This is a genomic window from Geobacillus vulcani PSS1, from assembly GCF_000733845.1.
Classification (GTDB): Bacteria; Bacillota; Bacilli; order Bacillales; family Anoxybacillaceae; genus Geobacillus; species Geobacillus vulcani.
The window spans coordinates 1701178-1714222 of sequence record NZ_JPOI01000001.1; the positions used below are offsets into that span (position 1 = coordinate 1701178).

The window sequence follows — 13045 nt, forward strand, 5'->3', positions numbered from 1 at the left end:
AAGTTTCATAGGAAAGGATGGACGAGCGTGAACGAACCGGTATGGTTTTTGCTTTTGTTGCTCGCACTCGGTTTTCTGGCGAAAAACGAATCGCTTATTGTGGCGGTCGCTGTGCTACTGGCCGTCAAATTCACGGGGTTGGATCAAAAAATGCTGCCAATCATTCAAGCGAAAGGCATCCATTGGGGGGTGACGGTCATTACGATCGCTGTGCTCGCTCCCATCGCTTCGGGGGAGATCGGCTTTAAGCAGCTTGTCAGCTCTCTGCAGTCGTTGTCGGCCTGGGTCGCTCTTTTATCCGGCGTTTTCGTCGCCTTGATCGCCAAAGAGGGGGTGGAGATGCTGGCCAATGACCCCCATATGACGGCAGCGCTTGTGTTCGGCACCATCATTGCCGTATCCTTGTTTCACGGGGTGGCGGTTGGGCCCTTGATCGGCGCCGGCATTGCCTATACGGTCATCAAAATGATAGAATATTTTTGATCATCAGGCGGTGCGTCGGATCCTCTGTTTTGAAACGAATGGATTTCCATTTTGTTCCTGATCATCATTTCTTTTGACGTGTGACAGCTGACAAAAGTCTGATAATTGTTTATAATAATGAACGAGAGTGAGTTTTCGGCCAAGCATTGTGCAGCTGTTGCAACGGAGCGGTTGTCGCCGGCGCCATGTAAGCACTTTCGCGCGCGTTTGTTTTTGCCTCCATTTCGAGCAGGCGCTCACCGGCCATTCGTCATCATGGCCGGAACTTATGAAAAGAAGGGGAGATTGAACATGACAGTAACCCGTGGTTTAGAAGGAGTCGTGGCCACGACGTCAAGCATCAGTTCGATCATCGATGACACGTTGACGTATGTTGGCTATGACATTGATGATTTAGCCGAAAACGCTTCCTTCGAAGAAGTCGTTTATTTGCTTTGGCATCGCGAACTGCCGACGAAAGAGCAGCTTGAGGAATTAAAGCAGCAATTAGCGGAAAACGCTGAAATTCCAAACGAAATCATTGAACATTTCAAGCTGTATCCCATTGACAAAGTGCATCCGATGGCGGCTTTGCGCACCGCGGTATCGCTTCTCGGCTTGTATGACGAAGAGGCGGATGTCATGACGAAAGAGGCGAACTATCGGAAAGCGATTCGGCTGCAGGCGAAAATCCCGACGATCGTCACCGCCTTCGCCCGCGTGCGCAAAGGGCTGGAACCGGTTGCGCCGCGCAAAGATTTGAGCTTTGCTGCCAATTTCTTGTACATGCTGACCGGCAAAGAACCAGATCCCATTGCTGTGGAAGCGTTCAACAAGGCGCTCGTGCTGCATGCCGACCACGAGTTGAACGCGTCGACATTCACAGCGCGCGTCTGCGTCGCCACGCTGTCCGATATGTATTCTGGCATCACCGCGGCGATCGGCGCCTTGAAAGGGCCGCTTCACGGTGGGGCGAACGAAGCGGTGATGAAAATGTTGAAGGAAATCGGCACCGTCGACAACGTCGAGCCATACATCCGCGCCAAGCTGGCCAACAAAGAAAAAATTATGGGCTTCGGCCACCGCGTTTACCGAAAAGGCGACCCGCGCGCCAAACATTTGAAAAAAATGTCGGAAAAACTGACGAAGCTCGTCGGCGAGCCGCATTGGTATGAAATGTCGACGAAGATTGAAGAAATCGTCACATCGGAAAAAGCGTTGCCGCCGAACGTTGACTTTTATTCCGCCTCGGTTTACCATTGTTTAGGAATCGATCATGATTTGTTTACGCCGATTTTTGCCGTCAGCCGCACGTCTGGATGGTTGGCCCACATTTTAGAGCAATATGACAACAACCGTCTCATCCGTCCGCGCGCCGAGTACACCGGCCCGGGCAAACGGGTGTACGTGCCGATCGACGAGCGCGGCTAAAACACGTGGACAAGGCGGTGAAGGCGTGCCTTCACGCCTTTTTATAAAAAAATGGCATTGGGGGTTTTGCTCGTGACGCAAGGAGAAAAAATTACAGTCCAAAATGGTGTGCTCAACGTTCCGAACAACCCGATCATCCCGTTTATCGAGGGGGATGGAACCGGCCCGGACATCTGGGCGGCCGCTTCGCGCGTGCTCGAAGCAGCAGTGGAAAAAGCATACAAAGGCGAGAAAAAAATCGTCTGGAAGGAAGTGCTCGCCGGCGAGAAAGCATACAAGCTGACGGGCAACTGGCTTCCGGATGAAACGCTCGAGACGATCCGCGAATACATAATCGCCATTAAAGGGCCGCTGACGACGCCGGTTGGCGGAGGCATCCGCTCGCTGAACGTCGCGCTTCGCCAAGAGCTCGACCTGTTTGTCTGCCTGCGCCCGGTCCGCTACTTTCCAGGCGTTCCGTCGCCAGTGAAACGCCCGGAAGACACCGATATGGTCATTTTCCGGGAAAATACGGAAGACATTTACGCCGGCATTGAATATGCCAAAGGGACGCCGGAAGTGAAAAAAGTCATCGACTTTTTGCAAAACGAAATGGGCGTGCGCAAAATCCGCTTCCCGGAAACGTCCGGCATCGGCATTAAGCCGATTTCCGAACAAGGGACGAAACGGCTTGTGCGCGCGGCGATCAACTACGCGATCGAACACGGCCGCAAGTCGGTGACGCTCGTTCATAAAGGGAATATTATGAAATTCACTGAAGGCGCGTTTAAAAACTGGGGTTATGAATTGGCGGAGGAAGAATTCGCCGACAAAGTGTTCACGTGGGCGCAATACGACCGCATCGTCGAGTCGGAAGGAAAAGAAGCGGCGAACAAAGCGCTTGCTGATGCGGAAGCGTCCGGCAAAATCATTATCAAAGACGTCATCGCCGACATCTTCCTGCAACAAATTTTGACGCGTCCGCGCGAATTTGACGTCATCGCGACGATGAACTTAAACGGTGACTACATTTCCGACGCGCTCGCGGCTCAAGTCGGCGGCATTGGCATCGCGCCGGGGGCCAACATCAACTATGAAACTGGCCACGCCATTTTCGAAGCGACGCACGGCACGGCGCCGAAATACGCAGGGCTTGACAAAGTCAATCCGTCCTCCGTCATTCTCTCGGGCGTCATGATGTTTGAGCATCTCGGCTGGAACGAGGCGGCGAAATTGATCATCAAAGCCATGGAGAAAACGATCGCCGCGAAAATCGTCACCTATGACTTCGCCCGCCTGATGGAAGGGGCGACGGAAGTGAAATGCTCCGAATTTGCTGATGCGCTCATCCGCAACATGGACTAATTTAACGAAGGGAATGGCAAAACGATGGCGATGAAACGGAAAAAAATCTCGGTGATCGGCGCCGGATTCACGGGGGCGACGACGGCATTCCTGTTGGCGCAAAAAGAGCTTGGCGACGTCGTGTTGGTTGACATTCCGCAGCTCGAAAACCCAACGAAAGGAAAGGCGCTCGACATGCTGGAGTCGAGCCCGGTGCTTGGGTTTGACGCGAACATCGTTGGCACATCGGATTACGCTGACACAGCCGATTCGGACATCGTCGTCATCACAGCTGGCATCGCCCGCAAACCGGGAATGAGCCGCGACGATTTGGTGACGACGAACCAGAAAATTATGAAGCAAGTGACGAAAGAAGTCGTCAAATACTCGCCGAACTGCTACATCATTGTCTTGACGAACCCGGTTGATGCCATGACATACACGGTGTTTAAAGAGTCCGGGTTTCCGAAAAACCGCGTCATTGGGCAGTCAGGCGTTCTCGATACGGCGCGCTTCCGTACGTTCGTCGCCCAGGAGCTGAACATTTCGGTGAAGGATGTCACCGGGTTTGTGCTCGGCGGCCATGGCGACGACATGGTGCCGCTCGTCCGCTATTCGTACGCCGGCGGCATCCCGCTTGAAAAACTCATTCCGAAAGATCGTTTGGACGCCATCGTTGAGCGGACGCGCAAAGGCGGCGGTGAAATCGTCAACCTGCTCGGCAACGGCAGCGCCTACTATGCACCGGCTGCGTCGCTTGCCGAAATGGTCGAAGCGATTGTGAAAGACCAGCGCCGCATTTTGCCGGCCATCGCCTACCTTGAAGGCGAATACGGCTATGACGGCATTTATTTGGGTGTGCCGACGATCCTTGGCGGCAACGGCATCGAGAAAGTGATCGAACTCGAGCTGACCGAAGAGGAAAAAGCGGCGCTCGCTAAATCCGTCGAATCCGTCAAAAATGTCATGCGTATGCTGGAATAGCAGCAGGGCAAAAATTCGGGCATTGTCCCGGGTTTTTGCCCACAGTCAATGAAAGCGCTTTCTAGAAAGCAAAGGGGTGGGAACATGTTGAAAAAACGAAAAATCGGAAGAAGGATCGGGGAAATTCAAGCGGGGGAAAAGCTCGTGTTCCAAGCCGCCATCGAAGACAAAGATTTGCTTCTTTATCTTGGACTGACCGATGACGCCAATCCGCTTTACATTCAGCACGATTATGCTTCACAGACGCCGTTTGGAAAACCAGTCGTTCCGCCGGTCATGTTGACGGGGATGATCACGTCGGCGGTTTCTAAATATTTGCCAGGTCCGGGCAGCTATATTACACGGCAGGACATTCGCTTTCTCCGGCCAGTGTATCATTATGAAACGCTCGAATTTTTGCTCGAAGTCGCCGATGTCGATGAGGCGGGTCATTGCGTGACGTTGTCCGTCATGGCGACGCGCGGCGCAGAGACGGTGTTGGAAGGGGCGTTGTCCGTTTGTCCGCCGCATACCCTCCCGCGCCTAGACGGGCGTGTGTTCGAGAACTTTTAACGTCATTTCCGAAAGAAGTTCTTCACTTCGAAACAAAGGGGAAGTTTCGTGCCGTTTTCCGCCAAAAGAAGCCAACAAAACGCGAGGGTCAGTTTTCCGCGGGTGACCGGTCTGCAGGAAAACTCCCTTTTTTTCTTTTTTGTCCGAATCAAAGCGTCAATTGTGGTATCATAAAGGCAGAAACCATTGATTGGGATGGAGGAGCGGCATGGGACGAAAAATTTTAGTTGTCGATGACGAACAGCCAATCGTGACTCTGTTGTCGTACAATTTGGAGAAAGCCGGATTTCATGTCGTGACCGCTCACGATGGGGAAGAGGCGCTTGCGAAAGTGGCGTCCGAACAGCCGGCGCTCATCATTTTGGATTTGATGCTGCCGAAGCTTGACGGCGTGGATGTATGCAAGCGGCTTCGCCAGCAGCAAATCATGACGCCGATTTTAATGTTGACGGCTCGAGATGATGAATTTGACAAAGTGCTTGGCCTTGAGCTTGGCGCTGACGATTATATGACGAAGCCGTTCAGCCCGCGCGAAGTCATTGCGCGCGTGAAGGCGATTTTGCGCCGCACGGAGCTCGTTCAGCCGGCGGCTGAATCGAGTGAGCGACTTGTTGTTGGTGAGCTGGAAATTTTTCCAGATCGCTATGAGGCGACCATAGGAGGCAAGCCGCTTGAGCTGACACCGAAAGAGTTTGAGCTGCTCCTTTATTTGGCTCGCCATAAAGGGCGGGTGTTGACACGCGACCAGTTGCTCAGCGCTGTATGGAACTATGAGTTTGTCGGCGATACACGCATTGTCGATGTCCATATCAGTCACTTGCGTGAGAAGATTGAAACCGATACGAGAAAACCGATATATATTAAAACGGTGCGCGGCCTTGGTTACAAATTGGAGGAACCGAAGCGGCATGAATAGCTTCCGCACTCGCCTTTTGTTTTGGCTTGTGACGCTCATTGCTACGGTGTTGATTGCCCTCGGGCTTTTGCTTGGGCAATTGCTGAAAGACTTTTACACCGAGACGATGAACAAGCGTATGGAAAAAGAGGCCCAAGCGCTTGCGATTTTGCTTGAAAATGAACCGCTCGAGCAAATCCGCGCCGATTTGCAGGAAATGGGGAATGAGCTGTCGTCCCGCATCACCGTGCTCGATAAAGAAGAACGGGTGAGGTTTGACAGCGGTCGCGTCGCAACGATCAGCGACAAAGACCATGAGCGCATCGTCCGGGCGATTTTGCGCAAAAAGCAGTTTCCTCGCTTTTCCGTAATTGAAAAAACAAACGACGTCTATTACTACATCGTCCCGTACGAGCGCGGTGAACGGAGCGGGTACGTCGTTTTAAGCACACCGACGAGCTCACTTCAAAAAGTAAACGAGCAAATTTGGGGTGTGCTCACGAGCAGCCTCGGAATGGCGCTCGTTGTCATCATCGCCCTTGTCTGGAAAATCGCTAATCAATATATGAAGCCGATTGAAGAAGCGACGAAAGTGGCGTTTGAGCTGGAAAAAGGCAATTACGCCGCCCGTGTGCCTGATGGTGAATATAACGAGGCTGGTATGCTTGTGCGTTCGATCAACCGACTGGCTCGCCATTTGCAGGAGATGAGCAGGGCGCGCGAAATTCAGACCGATCGGCTTCATACGCTCATTGAAAACGTCGGCAGCGGCCTGCTGTTTATTGACCACCGCGGACATATTTCTCTCATCAATCGGGCGTTCCAGACTCAGTTTCATATCGATCCGTCGGATTGTTTGTACCGTCCGTATGCCGATGTGCTGCCGCACCGTGACATCGTCCGGTTTATCGACGATATTTTCATCACCGAAACGACGATGCGTCAGCATATGCGGCTGACGGTTGGCATCGAGGGGAAACATTTCGATGTATACGGGGCCCCGATCATCGGCACGAACGCCGAATGGACAGGGATTGTCGTCGTGTTTCACGATATTACGGAGCTGAAGCGGCTCGAGCAAATCCGCAAAGACTTTGTCGCCAACGTGTCGCACGAATTGAAAACGCCGGTGACGTCCATTAAAGGATTCGCCGAAACGTTATTGGATGGCGCTATGAAGGATGAAGAGGCGCTCGAACATTTTTTGACCATCATCTTAAAAGAAAGCGAACGGCTGCAAACGCTCGTTGAGGAACTGTTGGACTTGTCGAAAATCGAGCAACACGGGTTTCAGCTGCAACTCGAAGACGTGGATATCGCTCAAGTCATCGCCGAAGCAGCTGCTGTGTTTCGCCAAAAAGCGGCGGAAAAACAAATTGATTTGCATATCGCATCGCCACCCGGGCTTGTCATCCGCGGTGACAGAAATCGGATGAAGCAAATTTTGCTGAACTTGCTCGCCAACGCCATTACGTATACGCCGGAGCGGGGGAGGGTTGCCGTCGAGGCGGAAGAGGCAGAGAAAGAAGTGCGGATCTATGTGAAAGACACCGGCATCGGCATTGAGGAAAAGGAAATCCCGCGCATTTTTGAACGTTTTTACCGCGTCGACAAGGCGCGCAGCCGCGATTCCGGCGGAACGGGGTTGGGCCTTGCGATTGTGAAACATTTGGTTGAGGCTCACCACGGATATATTACCGTAGCGAGCCAAGTGGGGCGTGGCACCGTGTTTACCATTCATTTTCCAAAGCCGGGGCGGTAGCCGGCCTCTTTTTTTATCCTCTCCGACCGAGAAACCCCGCTTTTCAGCGGGAATGTCAGTGGGGAGTGAATGGGCACCGCTCATCGTGATGGGTGAGCGTTCAAGACAGGGGGCGGGCATGGTACAATAGGACAAGGAAGCATCCGAGGAGGGATGAGATTGAAAAAAAAGTTGGTTTTAATCGATGGCAATAGCGTGGCGTACCGCGCGTTTTTCGCTTTGCCGCTGCTGCATAACGACAAAGGCATCCATACGAACGCCGTCTACGGATTTACGATGATGTTGAATAAAATTTTGGCGGAAGAAGAGCCGACCCATATGCTTGTCGCGTTTGACGCGGGGAAAACGACGTTTCGGCATGAAACGTTTCAAGCTTATAAAGGCGGGCGGCAACAGACGCCGCCGGAACTGTCGGAACAGTTCCCGCTGTTGCGCGAGCTGCTGAGGGCGTATCGCATCCCCGCCTATGAACTTGACCTCTACGAAGCGGACGATATTATTGGGACGCTCGCCGTCCGCGCCGAGCAGGAAGGGTTTGAGGTGAAAGTCATTTCCGGCGACCGCGACCTGACCCAGCTCGCTTCCCCCCATGTGACGGTGGACATTACGAAAAAAGGGATTACCGATATTGAATCGTACACGCCGGAGACGGTCCGCGAAAAATATGGCTTAACCCCGGAGCAAATCGTCGATTTGAAAGGATTGATGGGCGACAAGTCGGACAATATTCCTGGGGTGCCGGGCATCGGGGAAAAAACGGCGGTCAAGTTGCTCAGGCAATTCGGCACGGTTGAAAACGTGCTCGCCTCCATTGATGAGATCAAAGGCGAAAAGTTGAAAGAAACGCTGCGCCAACACCGCGAGATGGCGCTGTTAAGCAAAAAGCTCGCCGTCATTCGCCGCGACGCCCCGGTCGAGCTCTCGCTTGATGACATTGCCTATCAAGGCGAAGACCGGGAGAAAGTGATCGCGTTATTTAAAGAGCTTGGGTTTCAATCATTTTTAGAGAAAATGGATTTGCCATCATCAGAAGAGGAAAAACCACTCGCGGAGATGGCCTTCGCGATGGCCGATCGCGTAACAGAGGAGATGCTTGCCGACAAGGCGGCGCTTGTCGTTGAGGTGGTCGAGGAAAATTATCATGATGCGCCGATCGTCGGCATCGCTCTCGTCAATGAACATGGACGGTTTTTCCTGCGCCCGGAGGCGGCGCTTTCTGATCCGCAGTTTGTGGCTTGGCTTGGCGATGAAACGAAGAAAAAAAGTATGTTTGACTCAAAGCGCGCGGCAGTCGCCTTAAAATGGAAAGGAATTGAGCTATGCGGCGTTTCCTTTGATTTATTGCTGGCCGCCTATTTGCTTGATCCGGCCCAAGGTGCTGATGACGTGGCTGCCGCAGCAAAAATGAAACAATACGTAGCGGTGCGGCCGGATGAAGCGGTGTATGGCAAAGGGGCGAAGCGGGTCGTGCCGGATGAGTCAGTGCTCGCCGAGCATCTCGTTCGCAAGGCGGAGGCGATTTGGTCGCTCGAACGGCTGTTTTTGGATGAGCTGCGCCGCAATGAACAAGATGGGTTGCTTGTCGAGCTCGAGCAGCCGTTGTCTTCAATTTTGGCGGAAATGGAATTTGCCGGGGTGAAAGTGGACACGAAGCGGCTCGAACAGATGGGAGAAGAGCTCGCCGAGCAGCTGCGCACGGTCGAGCAGCGCATTTATGAGCTCGCCGGCCAGGAGTTCAACATCAATTCTCCGAAACAGCTCGGCGTCATTTTATTTGAAAAACTGCAGCTGCCGGTGTTGAAAAAAACGAAAACCGGCTACTCCACTTCGGCGGACGTGCTGGAAAAATTGGCGCCGTATCATGAAATTGTCGAAAACATTTTGCATTACCGCCAGCTTGGCAAACTGCAATCGACGTACATTGAAGGGTTGTTGAAAGTCGTGCGCCCCGATACAAAGAAGGTGCATACGATTTTCAACCAGGCGCTGACGCAGACCGGGCGGCTCAGCTCGACGGAGCCGAACTTGCAAAACATTCCGATTCGGCTTGAGGAAGGACGGAAAATCCGCCAAGCGTTCGTGCCGTCGGAGCCGGATTGGCTTATTTTCGCCGCTGACTACTCGCAAATTGAGTTGCGCGTTCTCGCCCATATTGCCGAAGATGACAATTTAATAGAAGCGTTCCGCCGCGATTTGGACATTCATACGAAAACCGCGATGGACATTTTCCATGTAAGCGAGAATGAGGTGACGCCCAATATGCGCCGCCAGGCAAAAGCAGTCAACTTCGGCATCGTTTACGGGATCAGCGATTACGGCTTGGCGCAAAACTTAAATATTTCGCGCAAAGAAGCGGCCCACTTCATCGAGCGCTATTTCGAAAGCTTCCCTGGGGTGAAGCGGTATATGGAACATATTGTGCAAGAAGCGAAACAAAAAGGGTATGTGACGACGTTGTTGCACCGGCGCCGCTATTTGCCGGATATTACAAGCCGCAACTTCAATGTCCGCAGCTTTGCCGAGCGGACGGCGATGAACACGCCGATTCAAGGAAGCGCGGCTGACATTATCAAAAAGGCGATGATCGATTTGCACGCGAGGCTGAAGGAAGAGCGGCTGCAAGCGCGCCTTTTGCTGCAAGTGCATGACGAGCTCATTTTGGAAGCGCCGAAAGAAGAGATCGAACGACTGTGCCGGCTCGTTCCCGAGGTGATGGAGCAAGCCGTTGCGCTTCGCGTGCCGCTCAAAGTCGACTACCATTACGGGCCGACGTGGTATGACGCGAAATAAAAAGAGTCCTTGGCATGAAACGCTGGCACTCCGTGAAGAATCTTTCAAGGCGACGATTCGCGGCCGAGGGCCGATGAATGGGCGCGAAACGGCCGCCGCCTCATGAAAAATCTTTCTCACGTTGGCTGGACCGGCGTCCATGCGAAAGCATCGGCTGAAGCGATGCAAAGGAAGGAAAGGAGGGGGAATCATGCCGGAATTGCCGGAAGTGGAAACGATCCGCCGGACGCTTTTGCCGCTTGTGGTCGGCAAAACGATTGAGGATGTGCGCATCTTTTGGCCCAACATCATCCGCCATCCACAAGACCCCAAGGTGTTCGCGGCCAGAATGATCGGACAGACGGTGCGCGGTGTGGAGCGGAGAGGAAAATTTTTAAAATTTCTGCTCGACCGAGATGTGCTCATTTCCCATTTGCGCATGGAAGGACGCTATGCTGTCGCTTCTGCTCTGGAGCCGCTCGAACCGCATACGCACGTGGTGTTTCGCTTCGCTGACGGCAGCGAACTCCGTTACCGCGACGTGCGCAAGTTCGGCACGATGCACGTTTATGAGAAAGAGGAAGCTGACCGCCGGCCGCCGCTTGCTGAGCTTGGGCCGGAGCCGCTTTCCCCGGCGTTTTCTCCGGCCGTATTGGCCGAGCGGGCGATGACAACGAAGAGGCCGGTCAAGGCGCTGCTCCTTGACCAGACGGTTGTCGCCGGATTCGGCAACATTTATGTCGACGAATCGCTGTTTCGCGCCGGCATTCTTCCCAGACGGCCAGCCGCCTCGCTCTCCGGCAAAGAGATCGAGCGCCTGCATAAGGAAATGGTGGCGACGATCGGCGAGGCGGTCATGAAAGGGGGGAGCACGGTGCGCACGTACGTGAACACGCAAGGTGAGGCCGGCACGTTTCAACATCATTTGTACGTGTATGGCCGCCAAGGCCAGCCGTGCAAACGATGCGGCACGTCGATTGAAAAAATAGTCGTCGCCGGCCGCGGCACGCATTATTGTCCGCGCTGCCAGCGCTAGGCGGCGCGTAAAAAGGAGAGAGAGACCATGACGTTGACGATCGGGCTGACCGGTGGGATCGCCAGCGGCAAAAGCACGGTGAGCGCGATGATGCGCGAGCTCGGCCTTCCCGTCATCGATGCTGACGAAGCGGCGCGCGCCGTCGTCCGGCCGGGGGAAGAGGCCTACCGACAGATTGTCGCTGCCTTCGGTCCGGACATCGTGCAGGCCAACGGAGAGATCGATCGGGTGAAACTCGGGGCGATCGTGTTCCACGACGAAGAAGAACGGAAAAAGCTAAACGCCATCGTTCACCCGGCCGTGCGTCGGAAAATGCTGGCGGAGAAAGAAGCGCTCGTCCGCTCTGGGGCGAAAACGGTCGTGCTGGACATTCCGCTTTTATTTGAAAGCGGGTTGACTGCTTGGGTTGATAAAATATTGGTCGTCTACGTCGATGATGATGTCCAGCTCCGTCGGCTGATGGAGCGGAACGGGTTTACAGAGGAAGAAGCGCGCGCCCGCATCCGCGCCCAATGGCCTTTGGCGGAAAAAATCAAACAGGCCGACGCAGTCATCAACAATAACGGGACGAGGGAAGAGACACGTCGTCAGCTATTGGCGATTTTGAAACAATGGGACGCCTTGGAAAAATAGGCGTCTTTTTTGTTTCGTTTTGATTATTTTGTTCTCCACATTTCCTAAAAATATGATATACTATTTATACGGAAACAAGAAAATAGTATGACATATATGAAGGGAGAACAAAGTCAATGAAGGCGAAAGTGGCGATTAACGGTTTCGGACGAATCGGACGGATGGTCTTTCGGCGCGCCATCCATTCTTCTGAACTCGACATTGTGGCGGTAAACGCCAGCTACCCGCCGGAAACGTTAGCCCATTTAGTGAAATATGACTCCAACCACGGCAAATTTGACGGCGAGGTCATCGCTTTGGAAGACGGCCTGCTGGTCAACGGCAAAAAAGTGAAGCTAGTAAACTCGCGCGATCCAAAACAGCTGCCGTGGAAAGAGCTTGATATTGATATGGTGATTGAAGCAACAGGAAAATTCAACGACCGCGAAAAGGCAAGCCTTCACCTTGAGGCTGGGGCCAAACGCGTCATTTTAACTGCCCCGGGCAAAAATGAAGATGTAACGATCGTCATTGGCGTCAACGAGCATATGCTGGACATCGACCGCCATTTTATCATTTCGAACGCTTCGTGCACGACCAACTGCTTGGCTCCGGTCGTCAAAGTACTCGATGAAGCGTTTGGGATTGAAAACGGCCTGATGACGACGGTTCATGCGTATACGAACGACCAAAAAAACATCGACAACCCGCATAAAGATTTGCGCCGCGCTCGCTCATGCGCGCAGTCGATCATCCCGACGACAACGGGAGCGGCGAAAGCGCTTGGGCTCGTTTTGCCGCATTTAAAGGGAAAATTGCACGGCATGGCGCTCCGCGTCCCGACGCCGAACGTCTCGCTTGTCGATTTGGTTGTGGATTTGAAGCGCGACGTGACGGTTGATGAGGTGAACGAAGCGTTCATCCGCGCCGCTAACGGTCCGCTCAACGGCATTTTGGATTTCACATTGGAACCGCTTGTCTCGATCGATTTCAACACGAATCCGCACTCTGCCATCATTGATGGCTTGTCGACGATGGTGATGGAAGGACGAAAAGTGAAAGTGCTTGCCTGGTATGACAACGAGTGGGGCTATTCGTGCCGCGTCGTCGATTTAGCTCACCTTGTCGCAGCCAAAATGAATGAGCGCCTCAGCGTCAATGCGTAATGGACCCCCCGCCTTGGCGGCGGTCCGATGCGAAGCGCGCTGCCCGCGCTATG

At 53.5% G+C, this 13045-nt stretch carries 11 protein-coding genes; all 11 read left to right on the top strand.

All coding sequences use genetic code 11. The features are described 5' to 3' along the window. Positions 1-27: 27 nt before the first annotated feature. The 11 genes from N685_RS0109205 (at position 28) to N685_RS0109260 (ending at position 12992) form a co-directional block, all read left to right on the top strand. Positions 28-483: a DUF441 domain-containing protein gene (locus tag N685_RS0109205; RefSeq protein ID WP_031407714.1), complete on the top strand. Its 456-nt coding sequence runs from the start codon at positions 28-30 to the stop codon at positions 481-483. A gap of 291 nt (positions 484-774) precedes the next feature. After that, a complete protein-coding gene (citZ, locus tag N685_RS0109210) occupies positions 775-1893 on the top strand; it encodes a citrate synthase (protein ID WP_031407716.1) in 1119 nt (372 codons plus the stop codon). A gap of 72 nt (positions 1894-1965) precedes the next feature. Continuing rightward, on the top strand, positions 1966-3237 hold the full coding sequence (icd, locus tag N685_RS0109215; RefSeq protein WP_031407718.1) for an NADP-dependent isocitrate dehydrogenase: 1272 nt from the start codon (positions 1966-1968) through the stop codon (positions 3235-3237). 24 nt (positions 3238-3261) lie between these two features. Further along, entirely contained in the window at positions 3262-4200 is a 939-nt protein-coding gene (gene mdh / locus N685_RS0109220; RefSeq protein WP_031407720.1) for a malate dehydrogenase, read from the top strand. An 84-nt stretch (positions 4201-4284) separates the two neighbouring features. Continuing rightward, positions 4285-4752 carry a MaoC/PaaZ C-terminal domain-containing protein gene (locus N685_RS0109225; RefSeq protein WP_031407723.1) on the top strand — a complete coding sequence of 156 codons (468 nt, stop codon included), beginning with the start codon at positions 4285-4287 and terminating at the stop codon, positions 4750-4752. A gap of 208 nt (positions 4753-4960) precedes the next feature. Next, entirely contained in the window at positions 4961-5668 is a 708-nt protein-coding gene (locus N685_RS0109235) for a winged helix-turn-helix domain-containing protein (protein ID WP_031407725.1), read from the top strand. Beyond that, a complete protein-coding gene (gene pnpS / locus N685_RS0109240) occupies positions 5661-7409 on the top strand; it encodes a two-component system histidine kinase PnpS (protein ID WP_031407726.1) in 1749 nt (582 codons plus the stop codon). Before N685_RS0109235 ends, pnpS begins: the two co-directional genes overlap by 8 nt. Positions 7410-7562: 153 nt before the next feature. After that, complete coding sequence (polA, locus tag N685_RS0109245) at positions 7563-10199, top strand: DNA polymerase I (protein WP_031407728.1); 2637 nt, start codon at positions 7563-7565, stop codon at positions 10197-10199. Between the two features lie 190 nt (positions 10200-10389). Next, positions 10390-11214: a DNA-formamidopyrimidine glycosylase gene (mutM, locus tag N685_RS0109250; protein WP_031407730.1), complete on the top strand. Its 825-nt coding sequence runs from the start codon at positions 10390-10392 to the stop codon at positions 11212-11214. 27 nt (positions 11215-11241) lie between these two features. Beyond that, complete coding sequence (coaE, locus tag N685_RS0109255) at positions 11242-11847, top strand: dephospho-CoA kinase (protein ID WP_031407731.1); 606 nt, start codon at positions 11242-11244, stop codon at positions 11845-11847. Between the two features lie 116 nt (positions 11848-11963). Next, positions 11964-12992, top strand: a complete 1029-nt coding sequence (locus N685_RS0109260) for a glyceraldehyde-3-phosphate dehydrogenase (protein ID WP_031407733.1) — start codon at positions 11964-11966, stop codon at positions 12990-12992. The last annotated feature ends 53 nt before the right edge of the window (positions 12993-13045 follow it).

Bases quoted from the DNA above. Each gene is read 5' to 3' on its own strand.
- N685_RS0109225 (WP_031407723.1), top strand. From the start codon at position 4,285: ATGTTGAAAAAACGAAAAATCGGAAGAAGGATCGGGGAAATTCAAGCG.
- N685_RS0109235 (WP_031407725.1), top strand. From the start codon at position 4,961: ATGGGACGAAAAATTTTAGTTGTCGATGACGAACAGCCAATCGTGACT.
- citZ (WP_031407716.1), top strand. From the start codon at position 775: ATGACAGTAACCCGTGGTTTAGAAGGAGTCGTGGCCACGACGTCAAGC.
- coaE (WP_031407731.1), top strand. From the start codon at position 11,242: ATGACGTTGACGATCGGGCTGACCGGTGGGATCGCCAGCGGCAAAAGC.
- N685_RS0109260 (WP_031407733.1), top strand. From the start codon at position 11,964: ATGAAGGCGAAAGTGGCGATTAACGGTTTCGGACGAATCGGACGGATG.
- mutM (WP_031407730.1), top strand. From the start codon at position 10,390: ATGCCGGAATTGCCGGAAGTGGAAACGATCCGCCGGACGCTTTTGCCG.
- polA (WP_031407728.1), top strand. From the start codon at position 7,563: ATGAGATTGAAAAAAAAGTTGGTTTTAATCGATGGCAATAGCGTGGCG.
- mdh (WP_031407720.1), top strand. From the start codon at position 3,262: ATGGCGATGAAACGGAAAAAAATCTCGGTGATCGGCGCCGGATTCACG.
- pnpS (WP_031407726.1), top strand. From the start codon at position 5,661: ATGAATAGCTTCCGCACTCGCCTTTTGTTTTGGCTTGTGACGCTCATT.